The following is an 18034-nucleotide window of genomic DNA, read 5'->3' as shown; positions in this document are numbered from 1 at the left end:
GGAACTAGCTGGGTTTCACGCCCGGTGCGCGCTGGGCGCCATCGCCGCTGTCCTTCACTGCCTTGGCCCATCCATGGCCCCAACGCGCGATCGGGCGCTCGAACCACCGATAGAAAACATCGGCAACCAGCAGCGCGACGGCAAAGCCGCTGAACAACAGGAACGGACCGAAGAGCATGCCGGGGAACACGAAGAGCACAGCCTGCACTGCCATGACCTGGATCAGGTACATGGCGTACGAACGCTGGCCGATGAACACCAGCGGCCGCCATGCCAGCGCGCGGCTCAGGTAGGTGCTGTTCACGATGAGGGACGGCATCAACAGTCCGATCAGCAAACTGAACACCACGATCAGCGTCGCATGACCGAGGTGCGCCTCGAAAAGAGCGCCTCGCCTGTACCAGACGAACAGCACGAAGGCGATGATGAATGCGGCCTTGTTGGTCATGAGGCCGCGAAGCCTGTCGAACACGATCCGCGAATGCATGGCCACGGCAATGAGCGAACCCAGGATCAGCCCGAAATAGAACCACGGCGTGAACCAGGCGGGATAGAAGCTGCCGACCAGAAGAACGCCCGTCACTCCGAGGCAAAGCAGCGCAAGGCCCATGCGGGAGGTCGACGTGCGCCCGAACAGGGCGAACAGCAACGGCCACACCAGGTAGTACTTCCACTCCACGCCCAGCGACCAGGTAATGGCCCAGGGCGATGGCCCGGCAAATTCGTTCAGGAAAGTGAGCATGTAAGGCGTCGCCGCCTTCATTTCGGTCCAGGCCAGGCCCTGCGAGAAGTAACTCAGGACCATGACCAGCAGGTACACGAGAAAGTAGACAGGCATCAGCCGCGTGCTGCGCCGGATATAGAACGCCTTCAGCGATACGAAACCGGTGGCGTCCCACTCGCGCAGCAACAGCGTCGTGATCAGAAAGCCGGAGAGCACGAAGAAAACGTAGACACCGAGCCAGCCGGTCCGCGTGCCCGACATCTCTCCGCCGAAATGAACCGCGAAAACAAGAAAGACCGAAATCGCCCGCAGCCCGTCCAGGGCGGGGAAATACGAGGTCTTCAGGTAGACATCGTGGTCGAGGGCTGTTTTCGATTCGCGCATTCGGCGGGCTTCACGAGAAAGTGGCGCTCAATAAAAAATCCCCGAATTTTCTGGAAATCCTGGGGATTGGGGTGCCCTCGGTGGCCGAGGACAGTGTGATGGTGCCGCTTGTCGGAATCGAACTGACGACCTTCCGCTTACAAGGCGGGTGCTCTACCAATTGAGCTAAAGCGGCGTATTTTTTCTCTGCGGGATTCTAGCCGCGCGGCGTGGCACCCAGTTCAGGGCGCCGGTGCCGCCGTCTGTCTACTTGACGCGCTTGAGCGATGGCCTGGAACCGCCACCGGCCGGCGGGCGCGGTGGCTCGTCGACCGGATCGGTCTGGCTCGCTTCGACCGCTTCGTCGGCGTCCTCGCCCGTCACCAGGTGGACGATCTTGCCTGCATCGCCTTCGGTGCCACGCGAAGCGTCGCGCAAGGGCATGCGCGCCGGGCCCGTGTGCGCAGGCACAACAGGGGGCGCATCGCCATTGCCGTTGTCTGCCGCGGCAGGCGCGGGTGCCGGAAAGGCCATACCCTGCCCGTTTTCACGCGCGTAGATCGCGATCACGCGCCCCACCGGCACGCTGATTTCACGCGCACTGCCCGCAAAACGGGCCTTGAACTCGATGAAATCATTGCCGAGCTTGAGCGAGCTGGTCGCGTCGAAGCTGATGTTGAGCACGATCTCGCCGTTTTTCACGTACTCGCGCGGAACCTGGACACTGTCGTCGACCTGCACCGCGACATAGGGCGTGAACCCGTTGTCGGTGCACCATTCGTACAGGGCCCGGATGAGGTACGGGCGGGTGGAAGACGACTCGAGCGCGTTGATCATGAAAAACGACGGAAAACGGTGGAAGCAGGCACGCAGCTTACTTACTTTCGCATGACCTTTTCAGAAGGCGTGAGTGCTTCGATGTAGGCCGGACGCGAGAAGATGCGCTCGGCGTACTTCAGCAGCGGTGCCGCATTCTTGCTGAGGTCAATGCCGTAGTAGTCGAGGCGCCAGAGCAGCGGTGCAATGGCCACGTCGAGCATCGAGAAGTTGTCGCCCAGCATGTACTTGTTCTTGAGGAACACGGGAGCGAGTTGCGTGAGGCGGTCACGGATGTGCGAGCGGGCCTTTTCGAGCGCCTTGTCGTTGCCCTTGACGGTGCGATTCTCGAGCGTCGACACGTGAACGAACAGTTCCTTCTCGAAATTGAGCAGGAACAGGCGCACGCGGGCGCGGTCGACCGGGTCGCCGGGCATCAGTTGCGGATGCGGGAAGCGCTCGTCGATGTACTCGTTGATGATGTTCGACTCGTACAGGATCAGGTCGCGCTCGACCAGAATCGGCACCTGGCCGTACGGGTTCATCACGCTGATGTCTTCGGGCTTGTTGTAGAGATCGACGTCGCGGATCTCGAAGTCCATGCCCTTTTCGAACAAGACGAAGCGGCAGCGGTGGGAAAACGGGCAGGTCGTTCCTGAATACAAGACCATCATGGCGAAAGACTCCTAAAAATCAAAAAGAGTGGGTCGCGTTGGCAACCCACTCTGTGGGACCGGATACACGAGGCGTCCGGTCGGCGTGGACGGAACTACTTGACGTCTTTCCAGTACGAGGCGTTCAGTCGCCACACAAAAACCACGGACATGACCAGGAACAGCAGCACCCAGACGCCGATGCGAATACGGGTGTTCTGTGCGGGCTCGGCCATCCATTGCAGGTAGCTCACCAGGTCGCCCACCGCATTGTCGTACTGCACGGATGTCAGGGTGCCGGGAGTGACTTGCTCCCAGCCCTTGAACACTTCGGTTTCGTGACCGTGCTGTTCGACTTTGGTGTAGACCGGCCGGCGCTCGCCCTGCAGTTCCCACAAGGGGTTCGGCATGGCGACGCTCGGAAACGCGAGGTTGTTCCAGCCGGTGGCCTTGGTGTCGTCGCGGTAATAGGTGCGCAGATACGTGTAGAGATAGTCGGCGCCGGTGCCGCCATGGCCGGCGCGCGAACGCGCAACCAGCGTGAGGTCGGGTGGCGTCGTGCCGAACCAGTCCTTGGCCTGGCGCGGGTCGATGTTCGCCTTCATGGTCTCGCCGACCTTGTCGGTCGTGAACAGAAGGTTGTCCTTGATCTGCTGCTCGGTGATGCCGAGGTCCTGCAGGCGGTTGTAGCGCATGAAGGCTGCCGAATGGCAGTTCAGGCAGTAGTTGACGAACAGCTTGGCGCCGTTTTGCAGGGCGACCACGTCGTTGGTCTTGGGATTCGCCTTGTCCCAGGCAATGCCCTCGGACTCGGCGGATGCCGTTGCACAGAAGGTCAGGCCCAGCGCGAGACCCAGGACCGCGAGCCAGCCGGAAATGCTTTTCTTCATCGTGTGTTCTCTCAGCTCTCTTGGGCAGCTTGTCTCAATGGGCGGCAAAAACCACGCGCTCGGGCACGGGCTTGAATTCACCCTTGCGGCTCCACCATGGCATCAGCAGGAAGAAGCCGAAGTAGAAGAGCGTGCCGATCTGCGAGATGGTCTGTGCGATGTCGAGGGCGAAGGAGCCGATGACCAGGTTGCCCCAGACGCCGGGCGGCTGGATGCCCAGGTAGCCCAGGATCAGGAAGAAGAACACGAACACGCCATAGACATACTTGTGCCAGCTCGGACGGTAGCGGATCGACTTGACTTCGCTGTGGTCGAGCCACGGCAGGAAGAACAGGATGATGACCGAGCCGCCCATGATGACCACGCCCCAGAACTTGGCGTCGAAGGACTTGAGCAGGAAGATCACCACAGCGGCCACGACCACGGCAGCGACCTTGAGCGCCGTGCCCGACTTGCCCTTGATGAAGTTCCAGATGGCAGCGGCACCGATGATCAGCGCGAACACGTTGACCATGTCGTCGGTGGTTGCACGCAGCATCGAATAGAAAGGCGTGAAGTACCAGACTGGCGCAATGTGGTTCGGCGTCTTCAGCGAATCGGCCGGGATGAAGTTGTTGTACTCGAGGAAGTACCCACCGGCTTCCGGCGCGAAGAAGATCACTGCCGAGAAGATCGTGAGGAACACCACCACGCCGAAGATGTCGTGCACCGTGTAGTACGGATGCGACGGAATGCCGTCGAGCGGATGGCCGTCGGGGCCGCGGTTGGCCTTGATCTCGATGCCGTCGGGGTTGTTCGAACCCACTTCGTGCAGCGCGATCAGGTGGGCCACCACCAGGCCGAGCAGCACGAGCGGCACGGCGATCACGTGGAAGCTGAAGAAGCGGTTCAGCGTGGCGTCGCTCACCACGTAGTCGCCGCGGATCAGCAGGGCCAGGTCAGGGCCGATGAACGGGATGGCGGCGAACAGGTTCACGATCACCTGGGCGCCCCAATAGGACATCTGGCCCCAGGGCAACAGGTAACCCATGAAGGCTTCGGCCATGAGGCACAGGAAGATCGCGCAGCCGAACACCCAGATCAGCTCGCGCGGCTTGCGATAGCTGCCGTACATGAGGCCGCGGAACATGTGCAGGTACACCACGATGAAGAACGCCGAGGCGCCTGTCGAGTGGATGTAGCGGATCAGCCAGCCCCAGGGCACGTCGCGCATGATGTATTCGACCGAGGCGAAAGCCTGGGCCGCATCGGGCTTGTAGTGCATCACCAGGAAGATGCCGGTGACGATCTGGATCACCAGGACCAGCATCGCCAGCGAGCCGAAGATGTACCAGAAGTTGAAATTCTTCGGTGCGTAGTACTTGCCCCACTGGTCGTTCCAGAGCTTGGTCAGCGGGAAGCGGTTGTCGACCCAGTTGAGCAGCTTTTCGCTGGCGGGTGCGTTGGGGGAAATTTCGTGGAATTCAGCCATGTTCTTCGACTCCCTCAGGCCTTCTTGCTGTCTTCGCCGATGAGCAGGCGGGTATCAGACAGGTACATATGAGGAGGCACCGGGAGGTTGTCGGGCGCGGGCTTGTTCTTGAAGACACGGCCGGCCAGGTCGAAGGTGGAGCCGTGGCAGGGGCAGAGAAAGCCACCTTCCCAGTCGGCGGGCAGCGAGGGCTGCGGGCCGGGCTGGAAACGGTCGCTCGGCGAGCAGCCCAGGTGGGTGCAGATGCCGACCACGACCAGCACTTCGGGCTTGATCGAGCGGTTCTCGTTCTGCGCGTACTTGGGCGTGAATTCGTCGGGGTGACGCTTGGACAGCGGATCGGCCAGTTGCCCGTCGAGCTTGGGGAGTTCCGCGATCTGCTCGGGGGTGCGCTTGAGAATCCAGACCGGCTTGCCGCGCCATTCGACGGTCATTTTCTCGCCGACCTTGAGGGCCGAGATATCGACTTCAACCGCTGCGCCGGCGGCCTTGGCCTTCTCCGAGGGCTGGAATGTGCTCACGAAAGGGATGGCGGTGGCCACGCCGCCCACTACGCCGGCACAGCTGGATGCGATCAACCACGTCCGTTTGCCTGTGTCGATCCGGGGCGAGCCGGAGGTCATGTCACTCATGGGGATCCTCTTTGTCTTCTTCGCTGGAGCAGGGTCAACCCTTGGCTTGAACAGGGTCAACCCGCGATTGTAGCGGGGCGGTGGGGGAGAATTCAACGGTCGCAATGTGCCCGGCCTGCGTCCAGGTGGACGACAGGCGCGCACACGGACCGCGCATCGACTGGCGACGAGGACCGTCGCCGTCCGGTCTTCAGTTCAGAAGACCGTGCTGCGTCGCCTCATGAACCGCCTGCGTCCGCGACTTCACGGACAGCTTGCGATAGATGCTCTTGGCGTGAAACTCGATCGTGTTGACCGACAGGTACACCGCCTCGGCGATCTGCCTGTTGCTCCAGCCCTGCGCGATCAGGCGCAGCACCTTGAGTTCGCGCGGCGACAGCAGGCCCGGCGGAACTTTTGCACCCGTATCCGCATTCACGGCCGGCACCTGAACGCGGATAGGCACGATGGTCCGCACCTTCGCCGATGCCGCAATCGAAGAAAGGATGCGCCGCGCGATGCGCGAATCCATCGGTGCGCCACCGCGCTCGATCGAACGCAGCAGGTAGGCGAGTTCGATCTCGTCCGCTTCGGTCAGCAGATAGCCGATGGCACCGGCGGCAATCGCGGCGCTCACCAGTTCGTGATCGTCCGTTGCCGACATGCCGACACTTTCGATGCGCGGATAGATCTGGCGCACATGCATCAACAGCGAGACGCCGTCGCGGCATGGCAACCGCATGTCGACCAGCACCAGGTCATAAGGCAGCGAAGCCAGCAGGCTGCAGGCTTCGCTGCGGCTGGACGCAATCACGATGCGCCGGCGCGGCGCGAGGTCGGCAAGGATGCGACGCATCCGCTCGGCCACCGCGAGATCGTCCGCAACGATCAGCGCGGCGTGGAAGACACCGCCATACATCTGAGATGCCGACAGTGCCGGCTGCGCAACGGCGCAATGGATGCTCATGTCCATGACCGCGCTCCCCCAGTGGCACAGCGGAACGTGTCCGCGGATGCACTGGCAATGCTCAAAAACAAATTGACCATGCGACGTCCCTCTGACTCTGTTGCTACCCATGGGTAGCCTCGAAATGTTGACTTTCGTTTCAGACGTCGCAGGAACGATGCCCGCGCGAGAACGCGCCGGACAAACAGCCACGCAGTTGCATGTAGCACTTTGATTTCGTTGAAGAAATTGCCAAAAACGGGCTGCATCACACAGCCCTGAACGGCCCTTCGGAAGGCCGTTTTTGCGTCGCTGTTACGTGCGAGTTACGGCGCGTGTTACGTAGCACTGCGCCACACGAAACACGCTCGACATCGCATGTCGAGACCTCGCTCGATGTTTTGTGCGATGCCCGCGAAGCCGCATGGGCGTTGGCTTCGCGAGCCTCGCTTTGATTTTTCGATCGCGCATCGAATGCGTCGTGCACATCAAGAACTACGGATACCGGTGATGTTCAGCAAGACACCCCATTCCTAGCATCAGTTGCATTGGGTAACGCAATGAAACCCAACCCTGCTTTCACGCCGCGAGGGCGCATGGAAGTCGAAAAGTTGCCACTGATTGATCAAGGAAAAAGGTCCAAATGACTACTACCAAGCGCGCTTCTACACGCTCGTCCTTCAACCCACGTCGCGCGGGCGTCAGCCGGCTGCTTGCTTCGGTTCTTGTGGGGGCTGGGTATGTGATGACGCTGCCTGTTGCGCAGGCGCAGGTGACCATTGGCACGGACATCATCAAAGTCAACAACGGCGTATTTGGCGCTGCTGGCAACAATACGGGCGGCGCCCTGAATGCCAACGGGGGCCTCACCACGACCACACTGACAGCAGCCGGCGGCACGATCCAGACGCTGAGTTCCACCACGGTCAACGCGTCCACCGGCAACATCGGCACCGTCAACGCCAACACCATCACCGCAGCCGCCGGCACGGTCACCAATCTTGCGACCACCAGCCTGACTGCTGCCAATGGCACGATCCGGACGCTGAGCTCCACCACTGTCAACGCATCCACCGGCAACATCGGCACCGTCAACGCCAACACCATCACTGCGGCCAACGGCACGATCACCAATCTTGCGACCACCAGCCTGACCGCTGCCAACGGCACCATCCAGACGCTGAGTTCCACCACGGTCAACGCATCCACCGGCAACATCGGCACCGTCAACGCCAACACCATCACTGCAGCCGCCGGCACGGTCACCAACCTTGCGACCACCAGCCTGACCGCTGCCAACGGCACCATCCAGACGCTGAGTTCCACCACGGTCAACGCATCCACCGGCAACATCGGCACCGTCAACGCCAACACCATCACCGCGGCCAACGGCACGATCACCGATCTCGCAACCACCAGCCTGACTGCTGCCAATGGCACGATCCAGACGCTGAGCTCGACCACGGTCAACGCGTCCACCGGCAATATCGGTACCGTCAACGCCAACACCATCACTGCGGCCAACGGCACGATCACCGATCTCGCAACCACCAGCCTGACCGCTGCCAATGGCACGATCCAGACACTGAGCTCGACCACGGTCAATGCGTCCACCGGCAACATCGGCACCGTCAACGCCAACACCATCACCGCGGCCAACGGCACGATCACCGATCTCGCAACCACCAGCCTGACCGCTGCCAATGGCACGATCCAGACACTGAGCTCGACCACGGTCAATGCGTCCACCGGCAACATCGGCACCGTCAACGCCAACACCATCACCGCGGCCAACGGCACGATCACCGATCTCGCAACCACCAGCCTGACCGCTGCCAATGGCACGATCCAGACACTGAGCTCGACCACGGTCAATGCGTCCACCGGCAACATCGGCACCGTCAACGCCAACACCATCACCGCGGCCAACGGCACGATCACCGATCTCGCAACCACCAGCCTGACCGCTGCCAATGGCACGATCCAGACACTGAGCTCGACCACGGTCAATGCGTCCATCGGCAACATCGGTACCGTCAACGCCAACACCATCACCGCGGCCAACGGCACGATCACCGATCTCGCAACCACCAGCTTGACCGCTGCCAATGGCACGATCCAGACGTTGAACTCCACCACGGTCAATGCGTCCACCGGCAATATCGGTACCGTCAACGCGACGAACGTCAGCACCAACAGATTGACGGCCGCCAACGGCACCATCAACAACCTCAGCTCGACCAACATCAGCACGACCAACCTCACGGCCGCCAGTGCCACGATCAATGCGCTGACTGCCAACACAGTGAGCGCCACGACGGTGAACGCAAGCACGGTCAACGCCACCACCGGCAACTTCCAGACGATCACGGCCGCGAACGGCAACATCACTGTGCTCAACACGCAGACCGGCAACATCACGACGATCAACGCGGTGACCGGCAATGTCACGACGCTGAACGCGGGCACGGTCAACGTCACCGGCAATGTGTCGGCCGGCGGAACGATTGCAGCGGGCAACGGCATGATCGCGAATGGACGCGTGCAGAACGTGTCGGCAGGCATCCTGCCGACGGACGCGGCGAACATGCAGCAGTTGAACCAGGTTCGTGCCGAAGCACAGGACGCGCGCAAGACAGGCAGCACCGGTGCATCCATCGCCTTGGCGGCCGCCTCCGTGCCGGCACTCGAAGCCGGCAAGCAGTTCGGCGTGGGTGTGGGTGTGGGCTCCTATGACGGTCGCTCGGCAATCGCCGCCGCCATCAGCTTCCGTCTGAGTGAGTCGGCGCAGATCAAGGTGAATGTCGGCACCGGCCAGAGCGGCAAGGTCGGCGGCGGTGTGGGCGCATCCTGGTCCTGGTAATCCAGCCGGCCTGGCCGCGGCGCCTGCGATGCGCCGCGAGCAGGCCAGCAGATGAAGCGGAAGGCCGGCCCCTATACTGGGTGACCGGCCTTTTTCACCTGTGTCAAGGTCGGCACTCCTGCGACTGACCTTCTGACCCGTTCCTCACACGGATTCATGAACTCACCTTCACTCGCCCCCGCCCCCGCCCCCGTCGCCACCGTCAGCGATGCCGCCCGCCTTCTGGAACAGGGGCTGTCGTTGCACCAGGTTGGTCGGTTCGCAGAGGCATTGCAGATTTACGAAGACCTGCTCTCCAGTTTCCCCGAGCATGCCGACGCGCTGCACCTGGCCGGCGAAGCCCTCTATCGGCAAGGCAGGCCGAAGCTGGGGTTGAACTACGTGAACCGGGCCATTGCGCAATCTCCGCATCACTTCTATTTCAATACCCGCGCGACGATATTCATGCACATGGGCTTGCTGGCCGAAGCACAACAAGACCTTCGGCGCGCGATCAAGGCGTTGCCGAATTACCCAGCGGCCTACGTCAACCTGTCGGCGGTCTACCGGCAACAAAAGAAATACCGGCTGGCGCGCGAGGCCGCCGGCGAGGCCACGCGGCTCGCACCGCAAGCGCCCGCAGCATGGAACAACGCAGGCGCGATCGACATGGAACAGGATCGTTTCGATGAAGCCATTGCCCAATTCCGGCAAGCGCTGAAGCTCGACCCGACCTACGTCGTCGCACACAAGAACATCGGCAAGATCCACGCGCACCAGAAAAACTGGGCCGAAGCACTGCCTTCGCTCGAACAGGCCCAGACCGAGCCACCCGACTTCGAGGCGTCCTATCTGCTTGCCCGCGCGCTGCTCGGCTGCGGCCGCAACGAGGAGGCCATTGCACCGATGCAGCGGGCCATGCGCAATTCTTCCGCGGAAGTACGCGGCAGGGCGCTGTCCGAATTCGACGGCATGGCGGCGCTGTACGGCGTTTGCGGCGCCCTCGAAGGTGTCTTGATGCGCTTCGCCGAGGCCGGCGAGTTGTACAAGCTGGCCCTGGAATCCCTGCCGGAACACGAGGCGCTGCTGAACAATCTCGGCACGACGAATTTCCGGCTGGGACAGTACGACTCGGCCATCGAAATCCTCAAGAAGACCTTGGCGCTGCATCCGCGCCAGGTGCTCGCGCGCTGCAACCTTGGCGTGACCTACATCATGGCCAGCCAATCGGAAGCGGCCATAGCAGAGTTCGAGCAATGCCTGCGCGACGACCCGGATTTCATGTCGGCCATGGTGTGGCTGCTGGGTGAAAAGGCGCACATCGCCAATTGGGACGGCGTGCCCGAATTGCGCGCGAGAATCGCCGCGAACCTCGACAACCCGCACAAAGCCCAGGCGGTGTCATCGTTCATCCTGATGTCGAACTACGACGATCCACGGCGACTGAGGGCCTGGACAGAGCACTCGGCCGCGCTGACCGACAAGGCGGTGAACATCAAGCCCTTCCCCGATGCCGGCGCACGCCGCACCTCGCCCCGCATCCGCGTCGGCTACTACTCCTTCGACTTCCGCAACCACCCGGTCGCCCACCTGACCGCCGAGCTGTTCGCCCTGCACGACCGCAAGGATTTCGAGGTCTTCGTGTACTCCTACGGCTCCGACGACGGCCATCCGGCGCGCGCGCGCATCGCGGGTTCTGTCGAGCATTTCGTCGACATGCACGGCCAGTCGATCCAGCAGATGGCCGAGCGCATCCGCGAGGACGAAGTCGACATCCTGATCGACCTCTCCGGTGACACGCGCGGCGCCAAGCCGCAGGTCATGGCCTACCACGCGGCGCCCGCGCAGCTCATGTGGCTGGGCTACATGGGCACCAGCGGCACACCCAACTACGACTACCTGGTGTCGGACAACTTCCTCTCGCCGCCGGGCACGGAAGACTGCTACACCGAGAAACTGCTGCGCCTGCCCGAGACCTTCCAGGTGATCGACACGAAGCGGCCCGTCAATCCGCACAAGGCCACACGCGCCGGGCACGGTCTGCCGGAAGACGCATTCGTGCTGTGCAACTTCTCGCAGTCCTTCAAGATCCAGCCCGAGACCTTCGATGCGTGGGTGCGCATCGTGCAGGGCATTCCCAATTCCGTGCTGTGGCTGGCGCAAGGACCGAACGGCTTCGAGCAGAACCTGCGTGCGCACTGGGAAAAGGCCGGCTTGGCGGCCGAGCGCCTGATCGTGTCGCCGCGCATGCCGGTCGACCAGCATCTGGCGCGCATCGGCCTAGCCGACCTGTTCATCGACACCTTCCCCTACAGCAGCGGCGCCACTGCGAACGACGTGCTGTGGTCGGGCGTGCCGCTGCTCGCGCTCGCAGGCTCGACGATGGTCTCGCGCATGGCGGGCAGCCTGCTGGGCGCCATCGGCCTGCCGGAACTGGTGGCCACGAACCACGCGGAATACGTGCAGAAGGCCATCCACTACGCCACGCATCCGGACGAACTGGCCGCGCTGCGTGCACGGCTCATTGCAGCCAAGGAAGCGCGCCTGGGCTACTTCGACACACCGCGCTTCGTGCGGCACCTGGAAGACGGGTTCAGGCAAATCGCGGCCCGCAGCCGTGAAGGGATGCCGGCGGAGCACGTCAGCGTTGCGCTGCGCCCACTGGAGAAGTGAGCAATCGCGGGCATACTCGGCACTCCTTCAACAGCAGAGCTCCAGCAGCCTTTTGAATCATGAGCATCCTCAGTGAATTCAAGGAATTTGCCGTCAAGGGCAATGTGGTCGACCTTGCGGTCGGTGTGATCATCGGTGCAGCGTTCGGCAAGATCGTCGACTCGCTCGTGGCCGACATCATCATGCCGCTGGTCGGTGTGGTGTTCGGCAGGCTCGACTTCTCGAACCTCTATGTGGTGCTTGGCACTGCACCAGCCGGCGTGGCCAACACGCTGGCCGACCTCAAGAAGGCTGGCGTTCCGGTGCTGGCCTATGGCAACTTCATCACCATCGCGGTCAACTTCGTGATCCTCGCCTTCATCATCTTCATGATGGTCAAGCAGATCAACAAGCTGCGGAAAACGGAAGCCGCAGCGCCTGCGGCTCCGGCCGCCACGCCGGAAGACATCACGCTGCTGCGTGAAATTCGCGACAGCCTGAAGCGCCCCTGAGCGACCTCAGGCGCCGGACAGGGTCCGGGCCATGCGCAGCGCCTCGATGAGGCTCGACGCATCGGCAAGGCCCCTGCCCGCGATGTCGAACGCGGTGCCGTGATCGGGGCTGGTACGCACCAGCGGCAGCCCCAGCGTCACGTTCACGCCCTTCTCCACACCAAGGTACTTGACCGGGATCAGGCCTTGGTCGTGGTACATCGCAATCACCACGTCGAACTCACCGCTGGACGGCACGCCGGCCTTGGCGCGCGCGCGCATGAACACCGTGTCGGGCGCAAAGGGCCCGCTGGCGTCGATGCCCTCGGCACGCGCGGCCTCGATGGCCGGCAAGATGATCTCTCGCTCTTCCGAACCGAACAGGCCACCCTCGCCCGCATGCGGATTGAGGCCCGCGACGCCGATGCGCGGCATGCGGCCCAATGCTTGGGTCAACGCCCGGTGCGTGATGCGCAGCGTCTCGAGCACACCCTCGAAGCGCACGGCCTCGATGGCATGGCGCAGTGACATGTGGATGCTGACGAGCACGGTGCGCAGTTCGTCGTTGGCCAGCATCATGCGCACCGGCACGTCGGCCACGCTGCGGCCCAGGTGCGCCGCCGCTTCGGCCTGCAGCAGCTCGGTGTGGCCGGGGTACGGGAAGCCGGCGGCCGACAGCGCCTCCTTGTGCAAAGGCGCGGTCACGATGGCGGCGATTTCGCCGCGCAACGCGGCCCGCGCGGCCCAGACCACGCATTCGCCCGCCACACGACCAGCCTCGGCGCTGACGCGGCCAAGCTCGATGTGAGTCGGCGCAGCGATCACCTGCAGCACAGGGATGCAGCCGGGCGGCACCGTCGCCACCTCGGCCACGGATTCGATTTCCAGCACGGGCCACGCCAGTTGCCCCGGCGAGGCCAGCGCCTGCGATGCCCGGCGCACGGTGGCCACGTCGCCGGCGACGAAAGTGCCACGCGTCGCATCGGGTGCGTCGCGAAAGGCCTTGGCGATGATCTCCGGGCCGATGCCCGCGGGATCGCCCAGCGTGATGGCAATGGCGTCGTTCATGCGGGGTTGTCGATGTCGATGAATTCGTGCGTCAGGCCGAGTTGCGCCGCCACATGCCCTGCCACCGCCGGCGCGCCGTAGCGCTCGGTCGCATGGTGGCCGCAGGCGAGAAAGGCCACGCCCATCTCGCGCGCATAGTGGGCCTGGGGCTCCGAAATCTCGCCGGTGATGAAGGCATCGGCACCGGCCGCGATGGCCGCTTCGAAGTAGCCTTGGGCGCCGCCCGTGCACCACGCTATATTTTTAATAGCGCGATGTGCAGTGTCGACGAGCGTTACCGGCCGATTCAGTACCTTCTCGACATGCGTGGCAAGCGCCTTCGCGTTGGCGAAGTTCTCGCCGTTCTCGCGCGTGCCGAGAAAGCCCAGCTCCTGCTCGCCGAACCTCCCCGTCGAACCCGCGTGGGCCACAAGCCCCAGTTGCAGCCCAAGCTGAGCGTTGTTGCCCAGTTCGGGATGCGCGTCGAGCGGCAGGTGGTAGGCGAACAGGTTGATGTCGTGGCCGAGCAGCAGACCCAAGCGCTGCTTCATCCAGCCGGTGACGCAGCCGTCCTGCCCGCGCCAGAACAGGCCGTGGTGGACGAAGATGGCATCGGCCTCGGCGTGGATCGCGGCCTCGATCAGTGCGCGGCTGGCGGTCACGCCCGAGACGATCTTGCGCACCACAGTGCGCCCTTCGACCTGCAGGCCGTTGGGTCCATAGTCCTTGAAGCGCCCGGGGGCCAGCAGCAGGTCGAATGCATGAAGCAGTTCGTGACGGGTGGTGCTCATCGCGACATTGTCGCGCCACCCCGATCACGGCCACGCGGCGTGGTTTCCAACTCGCATCATTGAGGGACAATCACAGCCAGTACCGCGCCAGATGGCGCTCTCCACCGCCTTTTTCATTCAATTTTCATGAAACGCACCTGGCTGCTCTTTGCCCAAGCCGTGACCGTCCTGCTGGCGGCCTACTTTGTCGTTGCGACGCTCAAGCCCGAATGGCTCAACAAGCGCGCGACCTCGTTGGGCGGCGTGGTGTCGATCGTCGAGGCGCCGGCCGGCAGCCCCGCCATTCCGACGCCCGGCAGCCTGAGCGTGCCGGCAAAGAAGGCCTCGCCGGCGGTCGTGAGCATCAACACCAGCAAGGCCGCGCAACGCCATCCGCGCAGCAACGACCCGTGGTTCCGCTTCTTCTTCGGCGACCAGGACGACCAGCCCCAGGTCGGCCTGGGCAGCGGCGTGATCGTGAGCCCCGACGGCTACATCCTCACCAACAACCACGTGGTCGAGGGCGCCGACGAAATCGAGGTCACGCTGAACGACAGCCGCCACGCGCGCGGCAAGGTGATCGGCACCGACCCCGACACCGACCTGGCCGTGCTCAAGATCGAGCTCGACAAGCTGCCGGTGATCGTTCTGGGCAACTCCGACGAACTGCAGGTGGGCGACCAGGTGCTGGCCATCGGCAACCCCTTCGGCGTGGGCCAGACCGTGACCAGCGGCATCGTCTCGGCGTTGGGCCGCAACCAGCTGGGCATCAACAACTTCGAGAACTTCATCCAGACCGATGCGGCCATCAACCCCGGCAACTCGGGCGGTGCGCTGATCGACGTCAACGGCAACCTGCAGGGCATCAACACCGCGATCTACTCCCGCTCGGGCGGCAGCATGGGCATCGGCTTTGCCATTCCGGTGTCGATGGCCAAGATCGTGCTCGAAGGCATCGTGAAAGAAGGCCAGGTGCGCCGCGGTTGGATCGGCGTCGAGCCGAGCGACCTGTCGCCCGAACTGGCCGAGACCTTCGGCGTGAAGGCGGATGCGGGCGTCATCATCACGGGCGTGCTGCAGAACGGCCCTGCTGCCAAGGCCGGCATCCGGCCGGGCGACGTGATCACCTCGGTGGGCGAGAAGAAGACCGACAACGTGCAGGCACTGCTGACCGCGGTGGCCAGCTTGAAGCCCGGCAGCACCTCGCGGTTCGCACTGCAACGCGGCAGCGACAAGATGGAACTGGATGTGACGCCGGGCCTGCGGCCCAAGAGTCCGGTGCGTCAGGTGCCCAACCAGCCGGAGTAGGCCTGCGGAATAGTCCGGATCAGGAAGACGCCGAGGAATCGGCGTTTTCTTTTTCTTCCTCTTCGGACTTCTTGCCCGAGCTCGCGAAGTAGCGGGCACCGATGATGCCCACTTCATACAGCAGGCACATCGGCACAGCCAGCGCAAGTTGCGACACCACGTCGGGCGGCGTGAGCACGGCTGCCACCACGAAGGCCACCACGATGAAGTAGCCGCGGAAGGACTTCAGCTTGTCGATGGTCACCAGCTCGAAGCGCACCAGCAGCATCACCACGATAGGCACCTGGAAGGCAACGCCGAACGCGATGTAGAGCGACAGGATCGCCTCGACGTACGAGGAAATGTCCGGCGTCGCCTGCACCGCGGCAGGCGCAAAGCGCTGGATGAAGCTGAACATCTTGTCCAGCACGAAGAGCTGCACGAAGGCGATGCCCCCGTAGGCCAGCAGGCTGCCGAAGAAGATCAGCGGCAACGCGAACTTCTTTTCGTGGCTGTAGAGCCCCGGCGCCACGAACATCCATGCCTGGTACATGAGCCAGGGCAAAGCCAGCAGCACGGCCGCCATCATCAGCACCTTGAGCGGCACGAAGAACGGCGAGAACACGCCGATCGCGATCAGCTTCGCGTCGTGCGGCATGTGGGCCTTGATCGGCATCGCGATGATGTCGATCAGCCCGCCCGGCCCCGGCCAGATGGACAGCAGGATGCCCGCGATCACGAGGCCATAGACGCAATAAAGCAGGCGGTCGCGAAGCTCGACCAGGTGCGCCACGAACGGCTGTTCGGTGCCCGCCAGCTCGTCTTCTTTGTCTTTGTTCTTGTTGTCGGAATCGGCCATTGGAAAAGAAGATAGCGTGACGTCGGCCGGCGTGCGGCGCGTGCAGAACGCGGTGTTGTGGATGCGCTAGTTGATCTTGTTGATCGTGTGCGGGCGGAAGCGCGCAACCCGCGCCGCACCCGACAGCGCCTTGGTGCGCACGCCGTTGCGCGCCTTGTACCACTGCGGCGTGGCGCCCTGCTTCAGGCGCCAGTTCTTGCGAGGGTGCCTGTATTCGGGCACCGAAGCCTCGGGCTCGGCCAGCGCCGAAAGCGTTTCGCCCGACCCGGAGAATTGCTTCTCGAAGTCGCTCGCGCCGGTGTGGATGGTGTGCTCGACGTCGCGCGCCGCATCCTCGACGGTGGTCTTCATCTTGCGAAGCTCGTCGAGCTCCATCGAGCGATTGACCTCGGCCTTGACGTCGCTCACATAGCGCTGTGCCTTGCCGAGCAAGGTGCCGACGGTGCGGGCCACGCGCGGCAGCTTTTCCGGCCCGATGACGATCAGCGCCACGACGCCGATCAGCGCCAGCTTCTCAATGCCCAGGTCGAACACGTTGCGGTGCCCGTGCTCAGGACTTCTGACGCGCTTCGACGTCGATGGTCGGCTTGTCGCTGTTGGCCGGCTGGCCGGTCACTTGCTGGGCCGGGGCCGACGAGGCGGCGGAAGCGTCGGCAGAAGAACCGCCTTCTTTCATGCCGTCCTTGAAGCCCTTGACGGCGCCACCGAGGTCCGAACCCATGTTCCGCAACTTCTTGGTGCCGAAGATCATGACCACGACGAGCAGCACGATCAGCCAGTGCCAGATAGAGAAAGAACCCATGGAAGACTCCTAAGAATGTGTCCGATTTTAGTCGGGCGGAATGTGACAGTTTGGCTTAATGCGGCTCAGCCGCGAAGCCATGGCCGGGGACCGCCCATGACATGGACATGGAGATGGTGAACCTCCTGCCCGCCCTCGGTGCCGGTATTGACGACGACCCGGTATCCGCCGTCCGGATAGGGCCGGCAGCCCTGCTCCAAAGCCAGTTTGGGCGCCAGGGTCATGATCTTGCCCATCAGCGCCGCGTCGTCAGGTGTCAGCTGCGCCATCGAAGCGATGTGCTTCTTGGGCACCAGCATGAAATGCACCGGCGCCCAGGGCGAGATGTCGTGAAAGCCGAACAGATCGTCGTCTTCGTAGACCTTGCGCGAGGGGATCTTGCCTTCGATGATTTTGCAGAAGACGCAGTTCGGGTCAGATGACATCTTTGGGTTCCATGGGGCGGCTGTCGTTCATGCGGATCATGCCTTTCACGATCCGGTAGAGAAACCACAGCGAAATCAGGCTCCAGGCGATCCAGCCAGGCACCAGAAACAGCAGCCAGAGCCAGGCCGTGAGGATGTAGGCCAGGCCGGCCCAGAGCACCGAGCGGATGCGCCAGCTGAAGTGCGACGCCTGCCAAGTGCCGGCTGCGTCGTCGCGCTTCACGAAGTCGATCACCAGCGCCACCAACAGCAGCAGCACCGAGGCCTGCGCGCCCGGCAGCACGGCGCCGATGGCCACGATCAGGTGCAGGATATAGCTGACCCAGCCCCAGGTCTTGAGGGAGTCGTCGGGTTCCACGTTCACGATGTCGTTGGCCATAAGGGT

At 63.2% G+C, this 18034-nt stretch carries 18 protein-coding genes and 1 tRNA gene; 4 read left to right on the top strand and 15 right to left on the bottom strand.

What is annotated here, in order from left to right; all coding sequences use genetic code 11:
• Window positions 1-4 precede the first annotated feature (4 nt).
• The 8 genes from H7F35_RS18540 to H7F35_RS18505 form a co-directional block, all read right to left on the bottom strand.
• Entirely contained in the window at window positions 5-1108 is a 1104-nt protein-coding gene (locus H7F35_RS18540) for an acyltransferase family protein (RefSeq protein ID WP_187108073.1), read from the bottom strand.
• Between the two features lie 99 nt (window positions 1109-1207).
• Window positions 1208-1283: transfer RNA gene (locus tag H7F35_RS18535), tRNA-Thr, on the bottom strand.
• A gap of 71 nt (window positions 1284-1354) precedes the next feature.
• Window positions 1355-1924, bottom strand: a complete 570-nt coding sequence (locus H7F35_RS18530; RefSeq protein WP_187108072.1) for a ClpXP protease specificity-enhancing factor — start codon at window positions 1922-1924, stop codon at window positions 1355-1357.
• Between the two features lie 41 nt (window positions 1925-1965).
• On the bottom strand, window positions 1966-2577 hold the full coding sequence (locus H7F35_RS18525) for a glutathione S-transferase N-terminal domain-containing protein (protein ID WP_187108071.1): 612 nt from the start codon (window positions 2575-2577) through the stop codon (window positions 1966-1968).
• A 95-nt stretch (window positions 2578-2672) separates the two neighbouring features.
• The gene (locus H7F35_RS18520; protein WP_187108070.1) at window positions 2673-3446 is read right to left on the bottom strand and encodes a cytochrome c1; all 774 of its coding nucleotides are present in this window, start codon (window positions 3444-3446) and stop codon (window positions 2673-2675) included.
• 34 nt (window positions 3447-3480) lie between these two features.
• Window positions 3481-4917: a cytochrome b gene (locus H7F35_RS18515; RefSeq protein ID WP_187108069.1), complete on the bottom strand. Its 1437-nt coding sequence runs from the start codon at window positions 4915-4917 to the stop codon at window positions 3481-3483.
• Between the two features lie 14 nt (window positions 4918-4931).
• Entirely contained in the window at window positions 4932-5549 is a 618-nt protein-coding gene (petA, locus tag H7F35_RS18510) for a ubiquinol-cytochrome c reductase iron-sulfur subunit (protein WP_187108068.1), read from the bottom strand.
• 190 nt (window positions 5550-5739) lie between these two features.
• Window positions 5740-6501, bottom strand: a complete 762-nt coding sequence (locus H7F35_RS18505; protein WP_187108067.1) for a response regulator transcription factor — start codon at window positions 6499-6501, stop codon at window positions 5740-5742.
• A gap of 616 nt (window positions 6502-7117) precedes the next feature.
• Here H7F35_RS18505 and H7F35_RS18500 point away from each other — a divergent pair.
• The 3 genes from H7F35_RS18500 (at window position 7118) to mscL (ending at window position 12480) form a co-directional block, all read left to right on the top strand.
• Window positions 7118-9337, top strand: a complete 2220-nt coding sequence (locus H7F35_RS18500; protein WP_261803269.1) for a beta strand repeat-containing protein — start codon at window positions 7118-7120, stop codon at window positions 9335-9337.
• Between the two features lie 156 nt (window positions 9338-9493).
• Window positions 9494-11989 carry a tetratricopeptide repeat protein gene (locus H7F35_RS18495; RefSeq protein WP_187108066.1) on the top strand — a complete coding sequence of 832 codons (2496 nt, stop codon included), beginning with the start codon at window positions 9494-9496 and terminating at the stop codon, window positions 11987-11989.
• Between the two features lie 59 nt (window positions 11990-12048).
• Window positions 12049-12480, top strand: coding sequence for a large conductance mechanosensitive channel protein MscL (gene mscL / locus H7F35_RS18490; protein ID WP_187108065.1), 432 nt, complete (start codon window positions 12049-12051; stop codon window positions 12478-12480).
• 6 nt (window positions 12481-12486) lie between these two features.
• Here mscL and pdxA read toward each other — a convergent pair whose 3' ends face one another.
• Both pdxA and H7F35_RS18480 read right to left on the bottom strand, forming a co-directional pair.
• Window positions 12487-13527 (bottom strand): 4-hydroxythreonine-4-phosphate dehydrogenase PdxA, encoded by a 1041-nt coding sequence (pdxA, locus tag H7F35_RS18485; protein ID WP_187108064.1) that lies wholly within the window; start codon window positions 13525-13527, stop codon window positions 12487-12489.
• A complete protein-coding gene (locus H7F35_RS18480; RefSeq protein ID WP_187108063.1) occupies window positions 13524-14297 on the bottom strand; it encodes a Nif3-like dinuclear metal center hexameric protein in 774 nt (257 codons plus the stop codon). The genes pdxA and H7F35_RS18480 overlap by 4 nt, the downstream gene beginning before the upstream one ends.
• Before the next feature lie 126 nt (window positions 14298-14423).
• Here H7F35_RS18480 and H7F35_RS18475 point away from each other — a divergent pair, with 126 nt between their 5' ends.
• Window positions 14424-15584, top strand: a complete 1161-nt coding sequence (locus H7F35_RS18475; protein ID WP_187108062.1) for a trypsin-like peptidase domain-containing protein — start codon at window positions 14424-14426, stop codon at window positions 15582-15584.
• A 19-nt stretch (window positions 15585-15603) separates the two neighbouring features.
• On the opposite strand, the gene tatC is transcribed toward H7F35_RS18475, so the two are convergent.
• The 5 genes from tatC to H7F35_RS18450 all read right to left on the bottom strand — a co-directional run bounded on the left by tatC (window position 15604) and on the right by H7F35_RS18450 (window position 18028).
• Window positions 15604-16422 (bottom strand): twin-arginine translocase subunit TatC, encoded by an 819-nt coding sequence (gene tatC, locus H7F35_RS18470; RefSeq protein ID WP_187108061.1) that lies wholly within the window; start codon window positions 16420-16422, stop codon window positions 15604-15606.
• Between the two features lie 66 nt (window positions 16423-16488).
• Complete coding sequence (tatB, locus tag H7F35_RS18465) at window positions 16489-16956, bottom strand: Sec-independent protein translocase protein TatB (RefSeq protein ID WP_187108060.1); 468 nt, start codon at window positions 16954-16956, stop codon at window positions 16489-16491.
• A 16-nt stretch (window positions 16957-16972) separates the two neighbouring features.
• Entirely contained in the window at window positions 16973-17224 is a 252-nt protein-coding gene (tatA, locus tag H7F35_RS18460) for a Sec-independent protein translocase subunit TatA (protein WP_187108059.1), read from the bottom strand.
• 65 nt (window positions 17225-17289) lie between these two features.
• The gene (locus H7F35_RS18455; RefSeq protein ID WP_187108058.1) at window positions 17290-17649 is read right to left on the bottom strand and encodes a histidine triad nucleotide-binding protein; all 360 of its coding nucleotides are present in this window, start codon (window positions 17647-17649) and stop codon (window positions 17290-17292) included.
• The gene (locus H7F35_RS18450; protein ID WP_187108057.1) at window positions 17639-18028 is read right to left on the bottom strand and encodes a DUF4870 family protein; all 390 of its coding nucleotides are present in this window, start codon (window positions 18026-18028) and stop codon (window positions 17639-17641) included. Before H7F35_RS18450 ends, H7F35_RS18455 begins: the two co-directional genes overlap by 11 nt.
• Window positions 18029-18034: the final 6 nt, after the last annotated feature.

The organism is Variovorax sp. PAMC26660 (assembly GCF_014302995.1).
GTDB lineage: Bacteria > Pseudomonadota > Gammaproteobacteria > Burkholderiales > Burkholderiaceae_C > Variovorax.
Note: the sequence above shows the minus strand (reverse complement) of the source record. Positions and strands in the feature narration are given on the sequence as shown.

Excerpts from the sequence above, each read along its gene's own strand:
- H7F35_RS18540 (WP_187108073.1), bottom strand. The coding sequence starts at position 1,108 with ATGCGCGAATCGAAAACAGCCCTCGACCACGATGTCTACCTGAAGACC.
- H7F35_RS18530 (WP_187108072.1), bottom strand. The coding sequence starts at position 1,924 with ATGATCAACGCGCTCGAGTCGTCTTCCACCCGCCCGTACCTCATCCGG.
- H7F35_RS18525 (WP_187108071.1), bottom strand. The coding sequence starts at position 2,577 with ATGATGGTCTTGTATTCAGGAACGACCTGCCCGTTTTCCCACCGCTGC.
- H7F35_RS18520 (WP_187108070.1), bottom strand. The coding sequence starts at position 3,446 with ATGAAGAAAAGCATTTCCGGCTGGCTCGCGGTCCTGGGTCTCGCGCTG.
- H7F35_RS18515 (WP_187108069.1), bottom strand. The coding sequence starts at position 4,917 with ATGGCTGAATTCCACGAAATTTCCCCCAACGCACCCGCCAGCGAAAAG.
- petA (WP_187108068.1), bottom strand. The coding sequence starts at position 5,549 with ATGAGTGACATGACCTCCGGCTCGCCCCGGATCGACACAGGCAAACGG.
- H7F35_RS18505 (WP_187108067.1), bottom strand. The coding sequence starts at position 6,501 with ATGGACATGAGCATCCATTGCGCCGTTGCGCAGCCGGCACTGTCGGCA.
- H7F35_RS18500 (WP_261803269.1), top strand. The coding sequence starts at position 7,118 with ATGACTACTACCAAGCGCGCTTCTACACGCTCGTCCTTCAACCCACGT.
- H7F35_RS18495 (WP_187108066.1), top strand. The coding sequence starts at position 9,494 with ATGAACTCACCTTCACTCGCCCCCGCCCCCGCCCCCGTCGCCACCGTC.
- mscL (WP_187108065.1), top strand. The coding sequence starts at position 12,049 with ATGAGCATCCTCAGTGAATTCAAGGAATTTGCCGTCAAGGGCAATGTG.
- pdxA (WP_187108064.1), bottom strand. The coding sequence starts at position 13,527 with ATGAACGACGCCATTGCCATCACGCTGGGCGATCCCGCGGGCATCGGC.
- H7F35_RS18480 (WP_187108063.1), bottom strand. The coding sequence starts at position 14,297 with ATGAGCACCACCCGTCACGAACTGCTTCATGCATTCGACCTGCTGCTG.
- H7F35_RS18475 (WP_187108062.1), top strand. The coding sequence starts at position 14,424 with ATGAAACGCACCTGGCTGCTCTTTGCCCAAGCCGTGACCGTCCTGCTG.
- tatC (WP_187108061.1), bottom strand. The coding sequence starts at position 16,422 with ATGGCCGATTCCGACAACAAGAACAAAGACAAAGAAGACGAGCTGGCG.
- tatA (WP_187108059.1), bottom strand. The coding sequence starts at position 17,224 with ATGGGTTCTTTCTCTATCTGGCACTGGCTGATCGTGCTGCTCGTCGTG.
- H7F35_RS18455 (WP_187108058.1), bottom strand. The coding sequence starts at position 17,649 with ATGTCATCTGACCCGAACTGCGTCTTCTGCAAAATCATCGAAGGCAAG.
- H7F35_RS18450 (WP_187108057.1), bottom strand. The coding sequence starts at position 18,028 with ATGGCCAACGACATCGTGAACGTGGAACCCGACGACTCCCTCAAGACC.